This window comes from Micromonospora andamanensis, from assembly GCF_016863495.1.
In the GTDB taxonomy this organism is placed as follows: Bacteria; Actinomycetota; Actinomycetes; order Mycobacteriales; family Micromonosporaceae; genus Micromonospora; species Micromonospora andamanensis.
In genome coordinates, this window is record NZ_BOOZ01000008.1 from 50,939 (window position 1) to 72,737 (window position 21,799).

24 protein-coding genes are annotated in these 21,799 nt (G+C 70.7%); 13 read left to right on the forward strand and 11 right to left on the reverse strand.

The genetic code is table 11. From position 1 onward, the window contains the following. The first annotated feature begins 112 nt into the window (after nt 1-112). Both Van01_RS10055 and Van01_RS10060 read left to right on the forward strand, forming a co-directional pair. Nucleotides 113-664: a Uma2 family endonuclease gene (locus Van01_RS10055; RefSeq protein ID WP_239098971.1), complete on the forward strand. Its 552-nt coding sequence runs from the start codon at nt 113-115 to the stop codon at nt 662-664. Between the two features lie 118 nt (nt 665-782). Further along, the gene (locus Van01_RS10060) at nt 783-1,532 is read left to right on the forward strand and encodes a GH25 family lysozyme (protein WP_204004703.1); all 750 of its coding nucleotides are present in this window, start codon (nt 783-785) and stop codon (nt 1,530-1,532) included. 107 nt (nt 1,533-1,639) lie between these two features. Here Van01_RS10060 and Van01_RS10065 read toward each other — a convergent pair whose 3' ends face one another. Both Van01_RS10065 and Van01_RS10070 read right to left on the reverse strand, forming a co-directional pair. Beyond that, a complete protein-coding gene (locus Van01_RS10065; protein ID WP_204004706.1) occupies nt 1,640-1,876 on the reverse strand; it encodes a hypothetical protein in 237 nt (78 codons plus the stop codon). A 64-nt stretch (nt 1,877-1,940) separates the two neighbouring features. Then, nucleotides 1,941-4,334: a serine/threonine-protein kinase gene (locus tag Van01_RS10070; RefSeq protein ID WP_204004709.1), complete on the reverse strand. Its 2,394-nt coding sequence runs from the start codon at nt 4,332-4,334 to the stop codon at nt 1,941-1,943. Between the two features lie 91 nt (nt 4,335-4,425). On the opposite strand from Van01_RS10070, the gene Van01_RS10075 reads away from it, so the two are divergent. Further along, a complete protein-coding gene (locus Van01_RS10075; RefSeq protein WP_204004712.1) occupies nt 4,426-4,638 on the forward strand; it encodes an acyl-CoA carboxylase subunit epsilon in 213 nt (70 codons plus the stop codon). 111 nt (nt 4,639-4,749) lie between these two features. Then, on the forward strand, nt 4,750-5,250 hold the full coding sequence (locus tag Van01_RS10080; protein WP_204004715.1) for a hypothetical protein: 501 nt from the start codon (nt 4,750-4,752) through the stop codon (nt 5,248-5,250). 161 nt (nt 5,251-5,411) lie between these two features. On the opposite strand, the gene Van01_RS10085 is transcribed toward Van01_RS10080, so the two are convergent. The 3 genes from Van01_RS10085 to Van01_RS32940 form a co-directional block, all read right to left on the reverse strand. Next, nucleotides 5,412-5,633, reverse strand: a complete 222-nt coding sequence (locus Van01_RS10085) for a hypothetical protein (protein ID WP_204004717.1) — start codon at nt 5,631-5,633, stop codon at nt 5,412-5,414. 247 nt (nt 5,634-5,880) lie between these two features. After that, nucleotides 5,881-6,009, reverse strand: coding sequence for a hypothetical protein (locus Van01_RS33470; RefSeq protein WP_275410291.1), 129 nt, complete (start codon nt 6,007-6,009; stop codon nt 5,881-5,883). 637 nt (nt 6,010-6,646) lie between these two features. Then, nucleotides 6,647-6,808 carry a hypothetical protein gene (locus tag Van01_RS32940; RefSeq protein WP_239098980.1) on the reverse strand — a complete coding sequence of 54 codons (162 nt, stop codon included), beginning with the start codon at nt 6,806-6,808 and terminating at the stop codon, nt 6,647-6,649. Between Van01_RS32940 and Van01_RS10090 the strand changes: the two genes are divergently transcribed. The 3 genes from Van01_RS10090 to Van01_RS10100 all read left to right on the forward strand — a co-directional run bounded on the left by Van01_RS10090 (nt 6,758) and on the right by Van01_RS10100 (nt 9,164). Further along, nucleotides 6,758-7,759, forward strand: a complete 1,002-nt coding sequence (locus tag Van01_RS10090) for a S8 family serine peptidase (protein ID WP_239098977.1) — start codon at nt 6,758-6,760, stop codon at nt 7,757-7,759. The two genes, Van01_RS32940 and Van01_RS10090, sit on opposite strands and share 51 nt — an antisense overlap. 84 nt (nt 7,760-7,843) lie before the next feature. After that, nucleotides 7,844-8,500 carry a Maf family protein gene (locus Van01_RS10095; protein ID WP_204004733.1) on the forward strand — a complete coding sequence of 219 codons (657 nt, stop codon included), beginning with the start codon at nt 7,844-7,846 and terminating at the stop codon, nt 8,498-8,500. 10 nt (nt 8,501-8,510) lie between these two features. After that, nucleotides 8,511-9,164: an O-methyltransferase gene (locus tag Van01_RS10100; protein WP_204004736.1), complete on the forward strand. Its 654-nt coding sequence runs from the start codon at nt 8,511-8,513 to the stop codon at nt 9,162-9,164. 192 nt (nt 9,165-9,356) lie between these two features. Here Van01_RS10100 and Van01_RS10105 read toward each other — a convergent pair whose 3' ends face one another. Beyond that, the gene (locus Van01_RS10105; RefSeq protein ID WP_204004740.1) at nt 9,357-10,112 is read right to left on the reverse strand and encodes an ABC transporter permease; all 756 of its coding nucleotides are present in this window, start codon (nt 10,110-10,112) and stop codon (nt 9,357-9,359) included. 17 nt (nt 10,113-10,129) lie between these two features. Beyond that, on the reverse strand, nt 10,130-11,089 hold the full coding sequence (locus tag Van01_RS10110; RefSeq protein WP_204004756.1) for an ATP-binding cassette domain-containing protein: 960 nt from the start codon (nt 11,087-11,089) through the stop codon (nt 10,130-10,132). A gap of 187 nt (nt 11,090-11,276) precedes the next feature. On the opposite strand from Van01_RS10110, the gene Van01_RS10115 reads away from it, so the two are divergent. After that, nucleotides 11,277-13,028 (forward strand): acetyl/propionyl/methylcrotonyl-CoA carboxylase subunit alpha, encoded by a 1,752-nt coding sequence (locus Van01_RS10115; protein WP_204004759.1) that lies wholly within the window; start codon nt 11,277-11,279, stop codon nt 13,026-13,028. Between the two features lie 15 nt (nt 13,029-13,043). Here the strand turns inward: Van01_RS10115 and Van01_RS10120 are convergent, their stop codons facing one another. Further along, the gene (locus Van01_RS10120) at nt 13,044-13,940 is read right to left on the reverse strand and encodes a LysR family transcriptional regulator ArgP (protein ID WP_204004774.1); all 897 of its coding nucleotides are present in this window, start codon (nt 13,938-13,940) and stop codon (nt 13,044-13,046) included. A gap of 71 nt (nt 13,941-14,011) precedes the next feature. Here Van01_RS10120 and Van01_RS10125 point away from each other — a divergent pair, with 71 nt between their 5' ends. Further along, nucleotides 14,012-14,608 (forward strand): LysE/ArgO family amino acid transporter, encoded by a 597-nt coding sequence (locus Van01_RS10125; RefSeq protein ID WP_204004777.1) that lies wholly within the window; start codon nt 14,012-14,014, stop codon nt 14,606-14,608. A gap of 14 nt (nt 14,609-14,622) precedes the next feature. Then, nucleotides 14,623-16,062 carry a GuaB1 family IMP dehydrogenase-related protein gene (locus Van01_RS10130; protein WP_204004781.1) on the forward strand — a complete coding sequence of 480 codons (1,440 nt, stop codon included), beginning with the start codon at nt 14,623-14,625 and terminating at the stop codon, nt 16,060-16,062. A gap of 25 nt (nt 16,063-16,087) precedes the next feature. Here the strand turns inward: Van01_RS10130 and Van01_RS10135 are convergent, their stop codons facing one another. After that, nucleotides 16,088-16,672 carry a TetR/AcrR family transcriptional regulator gene (locus Van01_RS10135; protein ID WP_204004784.1) on the reverse strand — a complete coding sequence of 195 codons (585 nt, stop codon included), beginning with the start codon at nt 16,670-16,672 and terminating at the stop codon, nt 16,088-16,090. 86 nt (nt 16,673-16,758) lie between these two features. On the opposite strand from Van01_RS10135, the gene Van01_RS10140 reads away from it, so the two are divergent. After that, nucleotides 16,759-17,205, forward strand: a complete 447-nt coding sequence (locus Van01_RS10140; RefSeq protein WP_204004787.1) for a DoxX family protein — start codon at nt 16,759-16,761, stop codon at nt 17,203-17,205. Between the two features lie 59 nt (nt 17,206-17,264). Here Van01_RS10140 and thrS read toward each other — a convergent pair whose 3' ends face one another. Then, nucleotides 17,265-18,485, reverse strand: coding sequence for a threonine--tRNA ligase (gene thrS, locus Van01_RS10145; protein ID WP_204004790.1), 1,221 nt, complete (start codon nt 18,483-18,485; stop codon nt 17,265-17,267). A 497-nt stretch (nt 18,486-18,982) separates the two neighbouring features. Between thrS and Van01_RS10150 the strand changes: the two genes are divergently transcribed. Together Van01_RS10150 and Van01_RS10155 are read left to right on the forward strand one after the other, a co-directional pair. Next, a complete protein-coding gene (locus tag Van01_RS10150) occupies nt 18,983-19,591 on the forward strand; it encodes a DedA family protein (protein ID WP_204004806.1) in 609 nt (202 codons plus the stop codon). 127 nt (nt 19,592-19,718) lie between these two features. Further along, the gene (locus Van01_RS10155; protein ID WP_204004819.1) at nt 19,719-20,387 is read left to right on the forward strand and encodes a DUF998 domain-containing protein; all 669 of its coding nucleotides are present in this window, start codon (nt 19,719-19,721) and stop codon (nt 20,385-20,387) included. On the opposite strand, the gene Van01_RS10160 is transcribed toward Van01_RS10155, so the two are convergent. Further along, nucleotides 20,321-21,724: an NAD(P)H-quinone dehydrogenase gene (locus Van01_RS10160; RefSeq protein ID WP_204004822.1), complete on the reverse strand. Its 1,404-nt coding sequence runs from the start codon at nt 21,722-21,724 to the stop codon at nt 20,321-20,323. The two genes, Van01_RS10155 and Van01_RS10160, sit on opposite strands and share 67 nt — an antisense overlap. Between the last annotated feature and the right edge of the window lie 75 nt (nt 21,725-21,799).

Genomic DNA, 21,799 nt, shown 5'->3' on the forward strand with positions numbered 1-21,799 from the left:
ACGTTCCGCCGCCGGCGTCGCGCCGGGTGACCGTTCCGGTGTCGGTCCCGGGCCAACCGGTCGTATCGTGTGAGACTGACCGGGTGGCGATCGGATCGGGAGGTGAACGCCGGTGAGCGCGGCCCCCCTGGAACCCCACGTCGGCCTCTGGACAGAGGCCGAATACCTCGCCATGGGCGAAACTCGTGACCGGATCGAGTTGCTCGACGGGAGCCTGATCGTGAGCCCTGCCCCGAGCAAGCGGCATCAACTGGTGTCTCGATGGCTGGCCAACAGCCTCGACGCGGCGGCTGCTCCGCTCGGCCTCACCGTTTTCGAGGCGGTCAATCTTCGACTCGGGCCGAACCGGATCGCCATTCCGGACGTCGTGGTGGCCGATACCGACGACGAGGGCAGCGTGGTCGAAGCCGCCGAGGTGGCGCTCGTCTGCGAGATCGTGTCGCCGGGCAATGCCGCCGCTGACCGAGTGCTCAAGATGCAGCTCTACGCGATCGCCCGGATCTCCTGGTACCTGCTTGTCGAGCAGGACGGCGAGACCCATTCGCTGCGGCTCTACCGCCTCGACGGCGGGCACTACGTCGAGGAGCGGGTGGCCAAGGCCGGCGAGACGCTCACCCTCACCGAGCCGTTCCGCTGGCAGGTGGATCCGGCCACGCTGCGTTGAACACCAGGTGGGTCGCCACCACAACCGCTACATCGAAAGTTGCCTTGATCCCCCTTGCCCCGGCGGGCAGTCGCCTTCAAAGATGTCTGTCTATCGACAGCCGTCTCAGGAGGACGCCATGGGTCGAACCAGATCGCTGCGCCGGCTGACCGCCGCCGCACTCGCCGTACTCGCCACCGCTGCCGCCGGGCTCGTCGCCACCGCGACCCCGGCCGCCGCTGCCACCGTGCCGGGCATCGACGTCTCGCGCTACCAGGGCACCATCAACTGGACGAGCGTCCGTAACTCCGGCATCCAGTTCGCCTTCATCAAGGCCACCGAGGGTACGAGCTACCGCGACCCGAACTTCAACACCAACTACGTGAACGCGTATTACGCGGGAGTGATCCGCGGCGCGTACCACTTCGCCCGACCCAACATCTCCTCCGGCGCGGTCCAGGCGAATTTCCTGGCCTCCAACGGCGGCGCGTGGTCGGCGGACAGTCGCACCCTGCCGGCCGCGCTGGACCTGGAGGCGAACCCGTACAGCGGCGGCTACTGCTACGGCCTGAGCACCACAGGCATGCGCAACTGGGTGCAGGACTTCCTCAACACGTACCGGTCCCGCACCGGCCGCTACGCGGTCATCTACACCACCACGAGCTTCTGGAACCAGTGCACCGGCTCGTGGAGCGGACCGTGGAACAACCACCCGCTGTGGGTGGCCCGCTGGTCGTCCTCCGTCGGTGCGCTGCCGGCCGGCGCACCGTTCTGGAGCTTCTGGCAGTACACCGACTCCGGCAGTGTCCCGGGCATCAGCGGCGGCGTCGACCGCAACTACTGGAACGGCGACCGCAGCCGGCTGATCGCACTGGCCAACAACACCTGACGTACGCCGCGACGGCGGGCCGGCGTCCTTCTCGCTCGAAGACGGACGTCAGCCTGCCGTCGCGCCGCACCCGAACCGGTGTCGCCGGGCCGGGCGTCACCGGAATGTCAGGCCCGCCGCCGTGCGGCCATCGCGACAGGCACGCTCATCCCCGCGCTACGGGACACGCTGCCCCGGCGGGTGAGGTGCCAGCCGGCGAACGCGGCCCCGGCGAGCGTCACGAGGCTCAACATGGTCGCCAGCACCGCGACTCCGACGGTGGCGACGAGCAGTACGACGTTGCCCAGCACCACGGCCGTCCACAGTGCCAGCCGGGGCCGGGCGTCCCTTCCTCGGTAACCCATCTCGGGCCTCCCTTCCGTCGTCGGAGATCAGATACCCCGAACGGCCGGAGGCCATGCCTGTCGATCAGTCCTGCCGGTCCGGCACGAACTCGCGGAAGATCATCTCGAAGTCGTCGAGTCGCTCGTCCCAGTCGCGGTCCGCGACCTCCCAGCGCAGCGCGAAGCCCCGGTTGCTGGCGGGGACGAAGGCCCGGTTCCGGACCCGGATCAGGGTGTTGTCGCGGGTTTCCCGCCAGTCCCAGTCAGCGCAGGTCCGCCACTTGCAGTCGAACGCGGAGATGTCGATGTACTCGTAGTTGCGGACCAGGTTCTTCCGGTTCGGCTCCTGCGAGCGCCAGTCGGCTGCGGCGTCCCGCTTCGGCGTGTCGGTACGGTCGATGAGCAGTTCTCCGACGCCGCCCGGCTCCTGGTAGATCACCGACGTGCCGCTGGCGCTGCGTCGCCAGCCGTCGGGGACCGGCAGCTTGAAGCCCACCGGGTCGGTCCGCAGCGTCCACCCCTCGGGGAGGCCACCTGCTGTCTGCGAAGGACTCGGCGAGGCCGACGGGCTGGGTGACGCCGACGGGCTGGCCGGCGGGTCACTCGGTGGGACGGCCGGCTCCGAACTGGCCGGCGGCGGTGCGCTGCTGGTGCCACCGGTGGCCGGCGGGGTGCCGCCGTCCTCGTCGCCGCTGGTGAGCAGCGGCACCGCCACCACCAGGCCGAGCAGCAGCAGCGCCACCAGGGCACCGACGAGCACCGCACGCCGGGTCCGCTCGGAACGGAACTGCCCGGCCTTGAAGACGTTGCCGCGGGTCGGGGCCGGGCTCACCGAAGCCGCCGGCATGACCGAGGTCGGCTGCGGCGTACGCCGCGTACCCTCGACCGCCGGCCGATCCGCTCGCGCGGCCCCACCGCCGGTCGTGCCGGTCTCCGTCGCTGCGGCGGACCCGTCCGCGGTGCCGGTGCTCTCCGTGGCGTCGATGTTCGGCGCGGCCGGGCCTGCCGGCGCGGCGTCCCCAGGTTGAGCCTCGCCAGCCGTTACGCCGGTCTCCGTCGCGTCGACGCCCGGTCCCGTCGGGCCCGGGTCGGTCCGCTCGCCGATCGTGGCGTCCGATCCGGGGTGGTCGTTCGGGTACCCGGCCGGCCCGTCAGCGGCGCCTTCCCCCGGCCCTCCGGCTGCTGCCGCAGCGGTCGAGGCGGTACCCGCAGCGGCGGCCAGGGCGGTGTCCCGGTCCCCAGCCGGGTTCGACGTGGCGGTACCGGATCGGCCGCTGTCCAGGTCCTCCGGCGCGGCGTCCGCTGGGCTGGTCGGGGTGACCTTCGCCGTCGGGTCGGCATCGGCGCTACCGCCCGCGTCGGCGGCCTTGGCCGTCGGATCGGCATCGCCACCGCCGGCCGGGCCGGCGACCTTCGCCGTCGGGTCGACGTCCGAGCCGGGCTGGGTACCTGTCGAACTGGCGGCTGCGGCGCCGGCCGCCGCCGCGCCACCGGCCAGCAGCCCGGAGGCGGGTGGCGTGCGGGGCGCGGGTGGGGTGACCGGGGTCGACGGCCGCTCGCCGGACGGGCGCGGCGCCGGCACCAGCGGAGGGCGCGGCTCGCGCGGCCCGTTCGGCCCCGGCCGGCGTACGCCGTCGAGCAGTGAGATGCCCCGGGCGCGGCGACCGCTGGCCCGGCGCAGCATGCGCTCCGCGGACTCGGCGGTGATCCGCTCCTGCGGGTCCTTGCGCAGCAGCCCGGCGAGCACCTGCTTGAGCGGACCGGCGTTGCGGGCCGGCGGCACCGGCTCGGTGGCCAGCGCGGCCAGGGTGCTGATCGCGGAGGGGCGCGCGTAGGGAGACTTGCCTTCCACGGCGGCGTACAGGGTGGCACCGAGCGACCACAGGTCGGCCTCCGGCCCGAAGGTGCCGTCGCGGGCCCGCTCCGGCGCGATGTACGCGGGCGAACCGAGCACCATGCCGGTACGGGTGACGTTCGGGTCGCCAGGAATCGTGGCCAGCCCGAAGTCGGTGAGCACCACCCGACCGTCGGTACCGAGCAACACGTTGCCGGGCTTGACGTCCCGGTGCATGATGCCGGCTTTGTGCGCGGCCTTCAACGCGTTCAGCACGCCCAGGCCGATCTCCACCGCCCGTGCCGGCGACACCGGACCGTCCTCGGCGATGGTGTCCTGCAACGAGCGGGACGCCACGTACTCCATGACGATCCACGGGTCACCGTCGGTGCGGAGGACGTCGAAGATGCGTACCACGTTGATGTTGTTGAGCCGGGCGATGGCGCGTGCCTCGCGCAGCGAGCGCTCGCGCATCTCGCGGCGCTCGTCGCTGGTCAGGCCCGGCGGCGGAACCAGTTCCTTGATCGCGACATCGCGGTGCAGCACCTCGTCGCGCGCCCGCCAAACCCGACCCATGCCACCCTGACCGAGCGGCGAGATGAGCCGGTACCGGTCGGCGACGAGTTGGGGGGACGCTTCTGACATCGCTGAGACGGTACCCGGCAGCGCAGACGGTCACACCGCCGGCACGCCACTCTGCGATGAAGATCGAGCTCATGCCGCGTACCCTGGGCCCATGTCTGTCGAGGAGCCGCTGTTCCGGATCGTGCGCGGCGTGCCGACCGTCGAGGAACTGGCCGCGTTGGTGGGCGTGATCGCCGTGCGGTCCCGCCCGGCAGCCCGACCCGCGCCGGCTCCGGCATCGGTCTGGGCGCGCAGCGGCCGCCCGGTGGGCCCGGTGCCGACTCCCGGTGCCGCCGCCTGGCGCGCCTCCGGCCTACCTCGCTGACCCAATCTGGTACGCGGCAACGCGGCCTCGGCCACGCCGGGGCTGCCGGAGGGGGCGTCGAGCGTCTAACCTCACTCAGGGGAGCGAGCCCGTGACAGATTGGGAGGGCCGATGATCCCTGAGGAGGATCGACAAGCGTCCTGGCTACGCGGTTCCGGGGGCGTCGAGGTCGACATCCGTCAGCTACGAGACTTCGCCGAGCAGCTCCGCGCCGAGGTGGAGAGCAGTTACGCACCGCATCTGCGGTACATCGCCGACGACATGCTCACCACGGTGCCCAACCCGGCCGACGCGTTCATCGAGCTGGTCCACTTTCTGCGTACCCACTGGGAAACCCAACAGGCGACGACGAATGCGGTCTGGGGTGTCGGCGACGCCACCGGCCACCTCGCCGAGGCCGCCAAACTCGTGGCCGAGCAGTACGCCGACACCGACGCCTTCGTCGCGGCCCGCGTGGCCGACGTCCACCGGGCACTCGGTCAGCACGCCGCCCCGCCCGCACCGGGCGACCAACAGGCACTCCCGCAGACCGGCGGCACGCCGCCGCAGCCGACCGTGGCATCGCCATCGCTCTTCGACCCCCCCGGCACCGACCCGGCGGTGATGCGGTGAGGGAACCGGGCGTCGGTCGCACCAGCGGCCTGACCGACTGGCACCTGATGAACGTCGCCGACATGTGGGCCTGCCTCCAGAGCCACCCCGCCGACAACCACTGGCGGCACGTCGCCGGCTGGCGCAAGGTCGCCGAGCTGTCCGGCCAGCACCTCGGACGGCTACGCCGCCACCGCGAGCGCCTGGCCCACGCCTGGCCCCCCGACACGAACGCGGCCTCCCACGCCTACCTCGCCAAACTCGACGAGCTGATCGAGCAGGTGCAGCGTACGCACGACGCCGCCGCCACCAATCAGACAGCGTTGTCCGCCGCGACCCAGGCCCTCACCAGCAGCCGCGCCAAAATCCAGGAAATCTACGACGAGTACGCCAGCAAACTGCAACAGAGGCGCTCCTGGGAACAAACTGCCGCCGACCCGAAAGCCGCTGCGGCCAGCCGCGCCATCCAACCACCGGTGAGCGACTCCGACCTGGAAAAACTGAACGCCCAAGCCCGCACCATCATGTACGGCCTCAGCACCGAACTCCAACAAGCCCAAACCCAACTCCGCCACCCACCTGCACAAGTGGTACGCCACGGCGACCGCACCTCCGAGGTCGCGGATCCGTATTCCTCGGGGGCAGCCCCGCTCATTCCACCGATTTCACCGGCGGTGATATCATCACCAACCACCGTGCAGCCACCAGCAACACCAATGCATTATTCTCCAGGCGCAGGTCCGGTGCTTGGCAGCATGGGCGCAACTCCTGCTCCAGCATCGACGGACGCCAGGACGCCGACGCCTCCGTCATCAAGCCAGACCGCCATGCCAGCACCAGAGGTCGCGCCAAGTATCCTAGGCTCGTCGAGTCATAGAGTCGGCCACGGAGTTGCTCCTTCGCCGGGACAAAGCGTTTCTCCGCACACGAAGCGCCCGGCAAATCCTCGCAGCCTTCCTCAAGCGGGCCAACCTCAGAACGGCGTAATTGGCGGCATTCCGAGCGCAAGACCGACTCAACCAACTCCCGGGAGCAATCAGGTGCGCCACATAAACCCGATCGGCGGAGTGATCGGCGGCGGGCCCGCCGGCACAGCACCGACAGGCGGAGCCGGATCTCGTCCCGCGAACCGAGGTCTACCAGGAGCGACTCACAGTACCGCGCCGGGCGGGCATTCCGGCAACTTTTGGACAGGTACCGCAGCCGGTTATCGAAACGCGCGGGCCCTCAAGACGGAGGACCCAGAGAAATGGGATCCGGACCAACCATGGAGGACGATCCAAGGCGTAGAGCCAGTTCTGCTCCCGCCTGAGGACCAAGGACCGATGGACCCAGGCCCAGCTATCGGATTCACCAAGTGATCGTCTGCTTTTTCAGGGGCCTCACCATCATCCTGATTGTGGCAACATCGGTTAGCCTATGGCCAACTGACCTGCAAAGTGCGGTCAAGCCAGCGCCCGACGCCGAACAGCAGGTGCGCGCCGACCAATGGCACCTCCGTCACCTTAAAGTTGCCGAGGCGCATCGCATCAGCCAGGGAGAAGGCGTGGTCGTCGCGGTGCCCGATACCGGCGTCCACCCTCATCCTGACCTTCGACGAAACCTACTAACGGGAAGAAGTTTCCTACCAGGTAGCGAAAGCAATGGTCGCAGAGATCCAAACGGACACGGGACGAGCATGGCCGGAATCATCGGCGCGCATGGTCGAGGGAGCCGAAAAGGCGCACTTGGAATTGCGCCGAGAGCAAAGATTTTGCCAATCAGGTCCTCAGCCCCCGACAACGTGGGGGATGCCGAAAGACTAGCTCTCGCAATCGAATACGCGATCAGCGAAGGCGCAGATGTAATTAGCGTATCCGGCGGCGGTGGGCATAATACCCGCCTCATTCGCGCCTTACAGTCTGCCCACGCAGCCAACGTAGTCGTCGTTGCGGCGGCCGGGAATACGTCCACCGATTCAGCCGTTATCTACCCTGCCGCCTTTGATACCGTCGTCGCCGTAGGGGGAACCGACCGCGACGGAAAACATTCGAGTGTTTCCATTTCAGGGCAACAGATAGACCTGGCAGCCCCCGCAGTCGAGATCTATAGCACCGACTCCGGTTCCGGTTATCGCCGTAGCACCGGCACCTCGAACTCAACCGCTATCGTCGCCGGAGGAGTTGCGCTGGTGAGGGCGAAGTTTCCGTATCTGCCGGCGGATGAGGTGGTTCATCGGTTGACTGCGACCGCTATCGACAAGGGGCCGCCGGGACGGGATGACCAGTACGGCTACGGGGTCATCGATCTGGTGGCGGCGCTGACGGCAGACGTACCGCCGAGGGGTTTCGGGCCGGGGTCGACGGCCGGGCCGGATGGGACTGGCCCGACCACGGCGGCGGCTGATGGGCCGCGCGGCGGCGGGGAACGGGCGGCGACGGTCCGCGGCCTGGTCACGTTGGGGGTGCTGGTGGCGGCGGGCGTCACTTGGGTGCTGTTCATCAGGCGTCGACGGCGCTCCGATGACCCTCCCCCTCGGATCACTCGTTGACGCATCGGCGGCGCTACTCTCCCAGAGCGGGGGCGTGGGTGGCGTGCGGCGTGGCGTACCCGGGCAGGCGGTAACGTCGGCGGGGTGCCTGATGCCCTGCCGCTCCGCCTCGTGCTCGCCTCGGCGAGCCCCGCCCGCCGTAAGTCTCTACAGTCTGCCGGCATCGAACCGGACGTCCTGGTCAGCGGGGTTGACGAATCGCTCGTGGTGACCGACCGGGCGGAGGATCTCTGTCTGGAGCTGGCCCGGCTCAAGGCCCAGGCAGTACTGGGTCGGCTGCGCCCGACCGACGATGAGCGCACCCTCGTGCTCGGTTGTGACTCGGTGCTCGCCTTCGACGGGGAGATTCTCGGCAAGCCCGACGACGAGGCTGACGCTACCCGGAGGTGGGAGCGGATGCGGGGGCGTAGCGGGGTGCTGCACAGCGGGCACTGTCTCGTCGACATGGTGGCTGGGCGGCGTGCCGAGGCGGTGGCCTCCACTGTGGTGCACTTCGCCGACGTCAGCGACCACGAGATTGCCACCTATGTCGCCACAGGCGAACCGCTGGCCGTGGCCGGTGCGTTCACCATCGACGGGTTGGGCGGGCCGTTCGTGGAGCGGATCGAGGGGGACCCGGGCACTGTCGTCGGGCTTTCCCTGCCATTGTTGCGGAGTCTGCTCGCCGAGTTGGATCTACGGATCACCGATCTGTGGACGAAGGTCGCGCCTGGTAACCAGATCGTCGAACCGCTCGGTTAGGTTCCGAAGCATGACGTTGAAGTCGATTCCGCTCACCGACGATCTGCACCGCTACCTCGTGGCGCACGGCGCGCCGCCGGACGAGATCGTCAGTGATCTGGCGCGGGAAACGTTGGCGCTGCTCCCCGAGCATGCCTCGATGCAGGTCGCGCCGGAACAGGCCGCCTTCCTGACGTTCCTGACCCGGCTGCTCGGTGCCCGGCAGGCGGTGGAGGTGGGCACCTTCACCGGGCTGTCGTCGCTGGCGATCGCCCGGGGGTTGACCGAGGGTGGGCGGTTGACCTGCTTCGACATCTCGGAGGAGTACACGAGCGTCGCCCGGCGGTACTGGGCGCGGGCGGGTGTCGACGACCGGATCGACCTGCGTATCGGGCCGGCTGGCGACACGCTGCGCGAACTGCCGCACGAGCGCTACCTGGATTTTGCCTTCATCGACGCGGACAAGACCGGCTACCCGGTCTACTGGGCCGAGTTGGTGCCTCGGATGCGGCCCGGTGGGGTGATCGCGGTCGACAACGTGCTGCGTAACGGCCGGGTGGTGGCGCCGCAGAGCGCCGACGACCGGGCGATCGCGGCGTTCAACGAGGACGTGCTGGCCGACGTACGGGTCGACGCCGTGATGCTGCCGATCGCCGACGGCCTGACCCTCGCTCACGTGCACTGACGCCTGTCGCCGGGGGCGTCGATCCACTCGGGTTACGGCATGTCGCGGCATCCTGCCGACGGGAAACCCCAACATGCCGCAACCCGGGACCGGCCCAACCCGGTCCCGGCCCGGTCCCGGCCAATCGCCCCGGCCTAACCGTCCCGGCCCGACCCGGCCCCGGCCTGCACCGGGGCGGGTTGGCGCGGCTCGTCAGCGGACGCTGCGGGCGAACTGGCGGGCGGCCCAGTAGACGCCGGCGGCGGCGAGGATCGCGATGATGGTCAGCCCCTGCCAGACCCGGTCGTTGCCGATGTCGCCGTTGAACAGGGCTCGGGTGCCGTCGACCGCCCAGGAGAACGGGTTCCATTTGGCGACTCCCTGCAACCAGCCTGGCGCGAAGGCGAGCGGCAGCAGGATGCCGGAGAGCAGCAGCACCGGCTGCGCCACCGTGTTCATCAGCGGAGCCAGGGCGTCCTCGCTCTTCACCTTGAGCGCGACGCCGTAGGAGACCGCCGAGGTCATCAGCGCGATCAGGGCGAGCATCAGGTACGCCAGCAGCAGGTCACCGATGAACACGCGCAGGTCGAACAGGAGCGCGAGCAGCGTGATGATGACGGCCTGGGTCATCAGCGACACCACGTCGCGCAGCGACCGGCCGAGCAGCAGGGCGAGTCGGCTGACCGGGGTGACCCGGGAGCGTTCGATGACTCCGGCCCGTAGTTCGGCGATGAGGCCGAAGCCCTGGAACAGACCGCCGAAGATGGCCAGCAGGACCAGCAGACCGGGCACGAAGATCTTGTACGCTTCGGCCTGGGTGGGCGCGCCCAGCGCGGGCTTGAGCAGCGGGGCGAAGAGCAGCAGGTACATCACCGGCTGGAAGACGCCGACGAAGACCCACACGGGGTTGCGCAGCAGCAGGTGCAGCTGCCGTTGAAAGATCAGCCAGGTGTCGCGAGCGAGCTTCATCAGATCTCCGGGTCGGGTCAGGACTCGCGCAGCGAGCGGCCGGTCTTGGTGAGGAAGACGTCGTCGAGGCTCGGGCGGTGCAGCTCGATCGACTTGAGGTCGAGCCCTGCCGCGTCGATCCGGCGCAGGATCCGCGGGATGGCTGTGGCGCCCTCGTCGACGAAGAGCCGCAGGCCGCCCTCGTCGAGCAGTTCCAGCCGGTTCACGTACTCCTCGCCGTCGAGCAGCTTCTCGGCCTCGCCGGTGGCGGTGACATCCAGGCCGACCTGCACCACATCGCCGGAGATCTCCCGCTTGAGGTCGGTCGGCGTGCCCTCGGCGACCAGCTCGCCATGATCCATGATCGCGATGCGGTCGCAGAGCGCGTCGGCCTCGTCCAGGTAGTGGGTGGTGATGAAGACCGTCATCCCGTCGGCGCGCAGCCGCCGGATCTCGTCCCACATGTGGGCCCGGCTCTGCGGGTCGAGCCCGGTGGTGGGCTCGTCCAGGAAGACGATCTTCGGCTCGTGGATGATGCCGAGCGCGATCTCGACCCGACGCCGCTGCCCACCTGAATAGGTCTTGCACTTGCGGTCGGCGAACTCGGCGAGCTGGAACGCCTCCAGCGCGCGGGCGGCCCGTCGGTGCGCCTCGGCCTTGCCGATGCCGTACATCCGGGCCTGGAGCACCAGTTCCTCGCGGCCTGTTGATTCGTCCCAGGTGCTCCCGCCCTGGGCGACGTAGCCGATCCGGCGACGTACCTCGCCCGGGTCCTTCAGCAGGTCGGCGCCGGCGATAGTGGCCTGGCCGCCGTCGGGCTCGATAAGCGTCGCCAGCATCCGCAGCGTGGTGGTCTTGCCGGCACCGTTCGGGCCGAGGAACCCGAAGATCTCACCGGCCGGCACGTCCAGGTCGACGCCGCGTACCGCCTCGACGGTCTTCGTCTCCCGACCGGCCCGGCTGCGGAACGACTTCCGCAGCCCTCTGGTCTCGATCATGTCCTGCTCCCCGCTCGTGGCCGTGTGTCGGCCATCATCGTCACCGGCACTCGACCACATCCGTACGACACCACGCCGCTCAATTAACTGTGGCGGGCAGTGCGCCATCCCACACTGAGCGATCGTTAGGGCCGTCGGGGTGACAGATAAACTCCCGGTCAGTAACCCGCCGGGAGGAGCCACCAAGGTGCGCAAGGTACTCATCGCCAACCGTGGCGAGATCGCCGTCCGGGTCATCCGCGCCTGCCGGGACGCGGGCCTGGGCAGCGTCGCGGTGTACGCCGACTCCGACCGGGACGCCCTGCACGCCACACTCGCCGACGAAGCGTACGCCCTGGGTGGTGACACCGCTGCGGATTCCTACCTGCGCATCGACAAGCTGATCGACATCGCCGGCCGGTCAGGCGCGGACGCGGTACATCCCGGGTACGGATTCCTCTCCGAGAACGCCGACTTCGCCCAGGCGGTCATCGACGCCGGTCTGACCTGGATCGGTCCCACCCCGCAGGCGATCCGCGACCTGGGTGACAAGGTGACCGCCCGGCACATCGCCCAGCGGGCCGGCGCCCCGCTGGTCCCCGGCACCGCGGACCCGGTCGGCAGCCCCGACGAGGTGATGGCCTTCGCGATCGATCACGGCCTGCCGGTGGCGATCAAGGCGGCCTTCGGCGGCGGCGGGCGCGGGCTGAAGGTGGCCCGCACAATGGAGGAGATTCCGCAGCTGTTCGAATCGGCCACCCGGGAGGCGGTGGCCGCGTTCGGCCGGGGCGAGTGCTTCGTCGAGCGGTACCTCGACCAGCCCCGCCACGTGGAGGCGCAGGTCCTCGCCGACCAGCACGGCAACGTGATCGTGGTGGGCACCCGGGACTGCTCGTTGCAGCGCCGCCACCAGAAGCTTGTCGAGGAGGCACCGGCGCCGTTCCTCACCGCCGCGCAGCGGGCCCAGATCCACGACAGCGCCAAGGCGATCTGCCGGGAGGCCGGCTATCACGGTGCCGGCACTGTCGAGTACCTGGTCGGCAACGACGGCACCATCTCCTTCCTGGAGGTCAACACCCGCCTCCAGGTGGAGCACCCGGTCACCGAGGAGACCGCCGGCATCGACCTGGTCCGCGAGCAGTTCCGCATCGCCGACGGCGAGAAGCTGCGGTTCACCGAGGATCCGATCCCGCGCGGGCACGCCATCGAGTTCCGGATCAACGGCGAGGATCCGGGCCGCAACTTCCTGCCCGCCCCCGGCACGGTCACCGCGCTGCGGCTGCCCACCGGCCCCGGGGTACGGGTGGACACCGGCATATCGGCCGGTGACGTGATCGGCGGCAACTTCGACTCCCTGCTGGCCAAGGTCATCGTCACCGGTGAGACCCGGACCGAGGCGTTGGAGCGGGCTCGCCGGGCGCTTGACGAGATGGTGGTCGACGGGATGGCCACCGCGCTGCCGTTCCACCGGCTGGTGGTGCGCGATCCGGCGTTCACCGCCGAGCCGTTCAAGGTGCACACCCGGTGGATCGAGACAGAGTTCGACAACACCGTGCCGCCGTTCACCGCCATCGCCGGGGCCCTCGCCGGCCCGGCCGAGCGCGAGACAGTCGTGGTGGAGGTGGGCGGCAAGCGGCTGGAGGTGAGCCTTCCCGCCGGGCTCGGCGCCGCCACCGCCGGTTCCGCGCCGGCCGCGCGAAAGCCCACCCGCCGGGGTGGCGGGACCACTGTGGGCGCGGCGGCGAGCGGTGATTCGCTGACCTCGCCCATGCAGGGCACCATCGTGAAGATCGCGGTGGCCGACGGCGACACGGTCGCCGAGGGTGATCTGGTCGTGGTGCTGGAGGCGATGAAGATGGAGCAGCCTCTGCACGCGCACAAGGCCGGCACGGTAAGCGGGCTCTCGGCCGAGGTCGGTGCGGTGATCACCGCTGGCGCGGCGATCTGCACCATCGTCTGAGGTGTGACGCCGGGTTCAGCGGAGGGTTTCGGCGGCGACGCCGCAGACGGCTGCGGTCAGCGCGGTCAGCACCTGCGAGTCGAGTCGCCAGTGCTGCCAGTAGAGCGGGACGTCGAGCACCCGGCCGGGTGCGATGTCCACGCAGCGGCCGGCGGCGACGTCGGCGTCGGCGAGTTGCTCGGCCATCAGCCCCCAGCCGAGTCCGAGCCGGATCGACTCGTTGAAGGCCGGCACCGACGGCACGTAGTGCACGGGCGGGTCGAGGGCGCGCCCGGTCACGGTACGCAGGAAGCGGTGCTGGATGCGGTCCTTGCGGTCGAAGACCACCACCGGCGCGGCAGCTGCCGACGTGCGGGTAAGCCCGTCGGCGAACCATCGGTCGGCAAGCGCGGGCGTGGCCAGGGCCCGGTAGCGCATTGCGCCGAGCCGGCGTACCCGGCAGCCCTGCACCGCTTCCCGCTGGGCGGTGACCGCTGCGGTGACGGTGCCCGCGCGCAGCAGCTCGGCGGTGTGGTCCTGGTCGTCCTGCCGGATGTCGAAGGAGAGTTCCGGCTGCTCGGGCAGCCGGGCCAGGGCGGCCGGGAACCAGGTGGCCAGCGAGTCGGCGTTGACCACTATGGCGACCCGGGTACGGCTCTGGTCGCCGCCGAGCGGTCCTCGGGCGTCGGCCAGCGCCTCCCGTTCGAGGAGTGCGAGCTGCCCGGCGAGGCGGAGCAGCGGTCGGCCGGCCTCGGTGGCGTCACAGGGTCGGTGCCGGCGGACGAGCACCTGCCCGACGGTCTCCTCCAACGCCTTGATCCGTTGGCTGACCGCCGACGGCGTGACGTGCAGCAGGCCGGCCGCCGCCTCGAAGCTGCCCTCGCTGACGATCGCCGCGAGCGTACGGAGCTGGGTGGAGTCGAGACCGCTCACGTAGCTGAGCTTAACCAGATGAAGAATCTTTAGCTGGACTCATCAGCAGCGGCACTTCTACCGTCACCGTCATGCTCACCTCCGTCGTCGCCGGCTTCTCCCTGTCCATCGCCCTCATCGTCGCCATCGGCGCGCAGAACGCCTTCGTGCTGCGCCAGGGCCTACGCCGGGAACACGTGGTGCCGGTGGTGCTGACCTGCGCGCTCTCCGACGCGCTGCTGATCGGTGTGGGCATCGCCGGGGTGGGCTCGGTGGTGGCCGGACGCCCGGTCCTGCTCAGCGCGATCCGCTGGGGCGGGGCGGCCTTCCTCCTCGGGTACGCGGCACTCGCCGCCCGTCGGGCGTTGCGGCCCGCCGCACTCACGCCGGCCGACCGGCCACCGGCCCGGCTCGGCCCGACCCTGCTGGCCTGTCTCGCCTTCACCTACCTCAACCCGCACGTCTACCTCGACACGGTGTTGCTCCTCGGCGGCATCGCCCAGCAGCATCCGCACCGTTGGCTGTTCGGCGTCGGTGCGACGGTGGCCAGTGTGCTCTGGTTCACGGTGCTCGGCGCGGGCGCGTACCGCCTCGCTCCGCTGCTCGCGCGCCGGCGGGTCTGGCAGGTGCTCGACGGCGTGATCGCGGTGGTGATGGTCGCAGTGGCGGTGGCCCTGGTGCTGAGCTGAGTCATGATGGCCGGGTGCGGTTCCTCAATGGCGCGACGCCCGGATACGACCTGACCTACAACGACGTCTTCATGGCCCCGGCCCGCTCGGAGGTGGGGTCGCGGCTCGACGTGGATCTGGCCACCGGCGACGGCACCGGTACCACCATCCCGCTGGTGGTGGCGAACATGACAGCGGTCGCCGGCCGACGGATGGCCGAGACGGTGGCCCGACGCGGCGGCATCGTGGTGATCCCGCAGGACATCCCGATCGACGTGGTGGCGGAGGTGGTCGCCTGGGTCAAGCAGCGGCACCTGGTGCACGACACGGCTATCGCGCTGGGCCCCAACGACACCGTCGGTGACGCCATCCACCTGCTGCCCAAGCGGGCGTACGGTGCGGTGATCGTGGTCGACGACGACGGCCGGCCGATGGGCGTGGTGACCGAGGCCGACACGGTCAGCGTGGACCGGTTCACGCAGCTGCGGCACGTGATGTCCACCGAGCTGCACACGGTGCCCGTCGACGCGGATCCGCGTACCGGCTTCGACCGGCTCTCGGCGGGCCGGCGACGACTCGCTCCGGTGGTCGACGACGCGGGCCGGCTGGTCGGCGTGCTCACCCGTCCCGGTGCGTTGCGGGCGACGCTCTACAGGCCGGCGGTGGACGCCCAGGGCCGGCTGCGGATCGCGGCGGCGGTGGGCATCAACGGCGACGTGGCGGGCAAGGCGAAGGCCCTGCTGGAGGCCGGGGTGGACACGCTTGTCGTGGACACCGCGCACGGCCACCAGGAACGGATGATCTCGGCCCTGCGGACGGTGCGTGGCCTCGACCCGGGCGTGCCGGTGGCGGCCGGCAACGTGGTCACCGCCGACGGGGTACGCGATCTGGTCGACGCGGGGGCCGACATCATCAAGGTCGGGGTCGGTCCGGGCGCGATGTGCACCACCAGGATGATGACCGGGGTCGGTAGGCCGCAGTTCTCGGCGGTACTCGACTGTGCCGCTGCCGCCCGGGACCTGGGCCGCCACGTCTGGGCCGACGGCGGCGTGCGGCACCCCCGGGACGTGGCGCTGGCGCTGGCCGCCGGGGCGTCGAACGTGATGATCGGCTCCTGGTTCGCCGGCACCTACGAGTCCCCCGGTGACCTCTACACCGACGAGGACGGCAGGCGTTACAAGGAGAGCTTCGGCATGGCCTCGGCGCGGGCGGTGAGCGCGCGTACCGGTGACGACAGCCCCTACGACCGTGCCCGCAAGGCGATCTTCGAGGAGGGCATCTCGTCGGCCCGGATGTACCTGGATCCGACCCGCCCCGGCGTGGAGGACCTGATCGACGAGATCATCTCGGGGGTGCGTAGCGCGTTCACCTACGCCGGTGCACGCAGCCTTGACGAGTTCCACGAGCGGGTGCTTGTCGGTGTGCAGAGCACCGCCGGTTACACCGAGGGGATGCCGCTGCCGACCAGTTGGTGAGGTCTGGGCGGGCACCGGCTGACGGTCAGTCGGTGCCCGCCGCCGGGGTGAAGAGATGCCGGATCACCGACCGGGCGGCGGCACCCGGGTCCTCGCCCAGCCCGGCGGGAAGTGCGCCGGCCAGCCAGAGGGTGGCGAAGCCGTGCACAATCGACCAGGCCGCCAGGACGTCCCCCTGCGGCCCGTCGGCGGCTGGCTCGGGGCGGGCGGACCGGTGCGCCAGCCCGGCGCGCAGGACGGCACCGGACCGTTCCCGGGCGGCCCGCAGCTCGGCGTCGTCGGCCCGGTGGAGATCGGGATGGAACATCACCTCGAAGTGCGCGCGATGCCTGACGGCGAACTCCACGTAGGCCACGCCGAGATCCAGCAGTTCGTCGCCGGCCTCGGCGAGCGCCGCGGCGAGGGTGTCGAAGCCCTGCACCGCGATCGCGGTGAACAGTCCGGCGCGGTCGCCGAAATGGTGTGCCGGTGCGGCGTGCGAGACGCCGGCCCGGCGGGCCAGATCGCGCAGACTCAGCGCCGCCGGACCTGACTCCTCGATCGCCTGCACGGCTGCGGTGAGCAGGGTGCGGCGCAGGTCTCCGTGGTGGTAGCCGCGGGTGTCGCTCATCACCACACCCTATCTTGCCATTGACAAGATGCCCACCCCGGCGGCAATCTTGACAGCGACAAGATTTGCGGTTCGAGGAGGTATCGATGGCTCCGCTGATCGCCCTGATCACCGGCACCGCGCTGGCCCGGCTCGTCGGCCTGGCCGGGCTCACCGCGCTCGACGGATGGCATCCGGCGCTGCGCGTCGGGCTGGCGCTCATGTTCGTCACCACCGGGATCGTGCACTTCGTCGGCGTTCGTCGGCGGGACCTGATCGCCATGGTGCCGCCCCGGCTGCCCCGGCCGGAACTGCTGGTCACGGTGACCGGGGTGCTGGAACTCGCGGGCGCGGTCGGGCTGCTCGTGCCGGCCACCGCCCGCTGGGCCGCAGTCGGACTGGCCCTGCTGCTGCTGGCCATGTTCCCCGCGAACATCTCCGCCGCCCGCCGCCGACTCACCCTCGCCGGCCGACCGGTCACACCGCTCGGCATCCGTACCGTGCTGCAGGTCGTGTTTCTCGCCGCCGCCGTCGCGGTCGCGGTCGGACCGTGAGCCGGACCCCGGGGCGGGCGAGGCGGCGTCCAGCCGCCGCGAGGTTTCCCGACAACCTCTCAGCGGGCCGGCAGCAGGTCGCCGGAGCGGGCGGCCACCACGGCGTCGATCAGCCCGATCACCTCCGGCACCGGCCGCGGCTCCAGCAGGCGTCCGTCCCGCAGCCGCAACGCCACCCGGCCGTCGGCCGCCTCCCGGGCACCCACCACCGCGGCGTACGGAATCCGGCGGCGTACCGCGTCGCGGACCCGGGCACCGAGTGACCCGCCGTGGTCGACCTCGACCCGCAGCCCCGCCTCGGTGGCCCGGCGGGCCAGGTCGACAGCGGCCTCCGCCTGGTCGTCGCCGACCGGCAGGACGACCAGGTGCACCGGGGCGTACCAGGGCGGGAAGGCCCCCGCGTGCACCTCGATCAGGTACGCGAAGAGCCGCTCCATGCTGCCGGCCAGGCTGCGATGCACCATCACCGGACGCCGTCGGGCACCGTCGGTGTCGGTGTACGACAGATCGAACCGCTCCGGCTTGTCGAAGTCGAGCTGGACGGTGGAGAGGGTGTACTCGCGCTCGGCCGCGTCCCGCACCTGAATGTCGATCTTCGGGCCGTAGAACGCGGCCTCACCTGACGCCTCGGTGTACGGCACCCCGTCGAGGGCGGCGCGGAGCAGATCCTCGGCCCGCGCCCACTGCGCGTCGTCGCCTACGTACTTCTCCCCCGGCCCGCGCAGCGACAGCCGTACCCCCGCCGGCCGTACGCCCAACGCGGCGTGCGCGGCCCGGATCAGCCGCAGGATCTCCGAGACCTCCTGGCCGACCTGTTCCAGGGCACAGAAGTTGTGCGCGTCGTTGAGGGTGATGGCGCGTACCCGGGAGAGCCCACCGAGCACCCCCGAGCGTTCCGCCCGGTACATGCCCCCGATCTCTGAGACCCGCAGTGGCAGTTCCCGGTACGAACGACCACGGGACCGGTAGACGAGCGCGTGGTGCGGGCAGAGCGCCGGGCGAAGCATCAGCTCGTCGTCTGCCTCCCCCGGCCGCATCGGAGGGAACATCTCGGCGGCGAAGTAGCCGAGATGCCCGGAGACCTCGAACAGTTCCCGCCGGCCCAACGGCGGGGTGTACACCTGCTGGTAGCCGGCCCGGCGCTCCAGCTCGCGCAGGTACTCCTCGACGGCGTGCCGGGCGGCGGCGCCGGCCGGCAGCCAGATCGGCAGGCCGGCGCCGGAGAGCGGGTCGGTGGCGAACAGGTCCAGGTCACGGCCGAGTCGGCGATGGTCGATCATGTCAGGCTCCTTGACGGGGAGGCCCCGGCACGACCCTTCACCCACGACGCACGAGTGCCCCGGGCGGATCGCCCGGGGCACTCGGTAGACGAAGACGTCAGTGCGGCGCGCCAGGCTTCCCCGGCGTCGTCGTCAACACCACACTGCACATGCGGGGAGGGTACGCCCGTCCCGCGCACCGTCGCACCTCGTTAAAACCGGGCCGCTGGCACGGGACCTGCCAGCGGCCCGGCGGCGGCCCGGGCATCAGGAACGGGGGACCCGACGCTCGCCGGGCCGCGCGCCGACAACGGTACGCCGCCGGAGGAGATTTCGGCGACCGCGCCTCGCCGTCAACCTTCATCGATATGCTCAGGTGGACCGGACGGTGCCGGCGTTGTTCCGCCGCCCGGGCCGAGGTGTCACTGGTCACGGCCGGCCAGGGCCGGTTGCGGGTGACGCCGGACACCGCGTCAGGCTCGGTACGTATTCGTTCGGAAACTCCGCGAGGTGACCCGGTGCCTGAACTGCTCACCCAGGTGGCATCGCCCGACCTGGCGTACCTCGCGTTGTTCACCCTGCTGGCCGTGGACGCCTTCGTCCCGGTGGTGCCCACCCAGCTCCTGATGCTCACCGGCGGCGCACTCACCGTGTACGGCGGGCTGAGCCTGCCAACGACAGTCACCGTCGGCGCGCTCGGCGTACTCGCCGGGGATCTGGCCTGTTACCTGCTCGGCCGGTACGCGTCGGGACGCCGGCCGCCCCGACCGCCGGGCACCGGTGCCGCCCGGCGGATGGCCGGCCGGCTCACCCGGGGCCTGCGCCGTCCCGGGCCGATGATGATCCTGCTCTGCCGGTTCGTGCCAGGTGGCCGGATGGCCGCCTGCTTCGCCGCCGGCCGCAGCCGGTACCCGGTGCGGTTCTTCATGCCCTGTGCCGGCGTCGCGGCTGCGGGCTGGGCGTCGTACGGCGGGTTGGTGGGCCACCTGGGCGGCGCGGCGTTGACCGGGTCCGCCTGGCGGATGCTCGTCGTCGCGGCGGTGGCCGCCGCCGGTTTCGCGTTGACCGGCTGGGCGTTGGCCGCGGTCACCGCGCGGCTGACCCCGGCGGAGGCTCCCGTCGACTGACCGCCGACCACCCGGTCGAGTCGGTCATCCGGGGGAAAAGCCGGATGTCCCGTCGGGGTGGTCCCGGGGTCGGAATTCGGTGCTCGTCCCGGATCCGCCTGGGGTGCCGACGACGACAGGCTGAGACATGCCTGGAATCCGGAACAGCGGTGCACTGGCCCTCGGTGGGATCGTCCTCGCGGCGGTGCTCACCGTCATCGGTCATGCCGGTGTCAGCGACCTGGACCCGGTCAGTCTGACCGTCAGCGACTACGCCGTCTCCGACTCCGGCGGTGTCATCCACGTGGCGATGCTGCTGCTCGCCGGCGCTTCCGCAGTGCTCATTCCGGCGCTGGGTCGGCTGGATCACCGGGAGTCGGGTGGGCCCGCCCCGGTCGAGCACCCGGGCCGGTCGGCCGAGTGGCTGCTGGCGGTCTGGGCGGGCGGGCTGCTGGTGTCCGGCCTGGTGCCGACAAATCCGCCCGGCACCGACATGGGTACCGCCGCCTACGTGCACAGGTACGCCTCGGTGGTCGCCTTCCTGGCGCTGCCGGTCGCCGGCTGGTTGCTCGCCGCCCGGCTGCCCAACGGCGCCCGTGCCGGTCGCTGGCTGCGCGCCCTGACCGTGACCAGCCTGCTGCTCGCCGTCGTGATGGCCTGGTCCGCCTACCCCGGTGACCGCGCCTACTACGGCCTGATCGAACGGGCCCTCATCCTCGCCGAGGTGGCCCTGCTCACAGTCGTCGCCGCCTACTCCAGTTCGTGGAGCATCAACTGGCGGGCCGCTTCGGTGACCGAGCCGGAGAGGCTGGGGTAGATGGTGATGGTCTGGGCCAGCTCGTTGACCGTCAGGTTGTTCTCCACCGCCAGCGTGATCGGCATGACCAGCTCACTTGCCTTCGGGGCGACCACCACGCCGCCGATCACCTGGCCGCTGGCCGGGCGGCAGAACAGCTTGACGAAGCCGTCCGGGATCTCGTCCATCTTCGCCCGGGCGTTGCCGCCGAGCGGGAGCATCACCTGACGCGCCGGCACCTTCCCGGCGTCCACCTCGTCCTGCGAGACCCCGACGGTGGCCAGCTCCGGGTCGGTGAAGACGTTCGCGGAGACGGTACGCAGCCGCAGCGGTCGGACCGCCTCACCGAGCGCGTGCCACATCGCGATCCGCCCCTGCATCGCGGCGACGCTGGCCAGCGGCAGCACCCCGGTGCAGTCGCCGGCCGCGTAGATGCCTGGCACGTTGGTCCGGGACACCCGGTCCACCGTCACGTAGCCGCCCCGGGCCAGTTCGACGCCGTACTCGGCCAGGCCCAGCTCGGCGGTGTTGGGGATGGAGCCGACAGCGATGAGGGCGTGGGACCCGGAGACCGTACGACCGTCGGAGAGCTCGACCTCGACGCCGTCGCCGACGCGCCGGACGCTCTCGGCGCGGGAGTTGTTCAGGATGCTCATGCCCCGGGTCCGGAAGACCCGCTCGATCGCCTGCGCGGCGTCGGCGTCCTCGTGCGGCATCACCCGGTCACGGCTGGAGACCAGGGTCACCTCGACACCCATCGCGAGGTAGGCGCTGGCGAACTCCGCGCCGGTCACGCCGGAACCGACGACGATCAGGTGCTCCGGCAGCTCGGGCAGGTCGTAGACCTGCCGCCAGGTCAGGATGCGTTCGCCGTCGGGCAGCGCGGTGGGTAGCTGGCGGGGCGTGGCGCCGGTGGCGATCAGCACCGTCGAGGCGTCGATGGCGTACGCCGCCTCCTCACCGTCGGGCGTGACGATGACCCGGTGGGTGTGACCGAGCGTGTCCTCGCCGAGACGGGCACGCCCGGACACGAAGGTGACCCCGGCCTTGACCAGCTTCGCGTGGATGTCACCGGACTGCGCCAGGGCGAGCCGCTTGACCCGGTCGTTCACCGCCCGCGCGTCGACGGTGACCGCCTCCAACCCGTCGGAGTGCACCCCGAACACCTCGGTGTCCCGGTAACCGGTCACCACCTCCGAGCTGGCGATGAAGGTCTTCGACGGCACGCAGTCGGACAGCACGCAGGCACCCCCCGCGCCCTCGGCCTCCACGACTGTGACGTCGGCGTCCAGCTGAGCCGCCACAAGTGCCGCCTCGTAGCCCGCCGGCCCCCCGCCGATGATCACGATCCGGCTCACCACTATCGACCTTCCTCCATGCTCACAGTGACTTTCTTCTCCCCGACGCGTCCGACACGCACCGTCGTATTCTCC

Excerpts from the sequence above, each read along its gene's own strand:
- Van01_RS10100 (WP_204004736.1), top strand. The coding sequence starts at position 8,511 with ATGACGTTGAAGTCGATTCCGCTCACCGACGATCTGCACCGCTACCTC.
- Van01_RS10060 (WP_204004703.1), top strand. The coding sequence starts at position 783 with ATGGGTCGAACCAGATCGCTGCGCCGGCTGACCGCCGCCGCACTCGCC.
- Van01_RS10075 (WP_204004712.1), top strand. The coding sequence starts at position 4,426 with ATGTCTGTCGAGGAGCCGCTGTTCCGGATCGTGCGCGGCGTGCCGACC.
- Van01_RS10110 (WP_204004756.1), bottom strand. The coding sequence starts at position 11,089 with ATGATCGAGACCAGAGGGCTGCGGAAGTCGTTCCGCAGCCGGGCCGGT.
- Van01_RS33470 (WP_275410291.1), bottom strand. The coding sequence starts at position 6,009 with ATGCTGGAGCAGGAGTTGCGCCCATGCTGCCAAGCACCGGACCTGCGC.
- Van01_RS10070 (WP_204004709.1), bottom strand. The coding sequence starts at position 4,334 with ATGTCAGAAGCGTCCCCCCAACTCGTCGCCGACCGGTACCGGCTCATC.
- Van01_RS10065 (WP_204004706.1), bottom strand. The coding sequence starts at position 1,876 with ATGGGTTACCGAGGAAGGGACGCCCGGCCCCGGCTGGCACTGTGGACG.
- Van01_RS10080 (WP_204004715.1), top strand. The coding sequence starts at position 4,750 with ATGATCCCTGAGGAGGATCGACAAGCGTCCTGGCTACGCGGTTCCGGG.
- thrS (WP_204004790.1), bottom strand. The coding sequence starts at position 18,485 with ATGATCGACCATCGCCGACTCGGCCGTGACCTGGACCTGTTCGCCACC.
- Van01_RS10125 (WP_204004777.1), top strand. The coding sequence starts at position 14,012 with ATGCTCACCTCCGTCGTCGCCGGCTTCTCCCTGTCCATCGCCCTCATC.
- Van01_RS10105 (WP_204004740.1), bottom strand. The coding sequence starts at position 10,112 with ATGAAGCTCGCTCGCGACACCTGGCTGATCTTTCAACGGCAGCTGCAC.
- Van01_RS10155 (WP_204004819.1), top strand. The coding sequence starts at position 19,719 with ATGCCTGGAATCCGGAACAGCGGTGCACTGGCCCTCGGTGGGATCGTC.
- Van01_RS10135 (WP_204004784.1), bottom strand. The coding sequence starts at position 16,672 with ATGAGCGACACCCGCGGCTACCACCACGGAGACCTGCGCCGCACCCTG.
- Van01_RS10140 (WP_204004787.1), top strand. The coding sequence starts at position 16,759 with ATGGCTCCGCTGATCGCCCTGATCACCGGCACCGCGCTGGCCCGGCTC.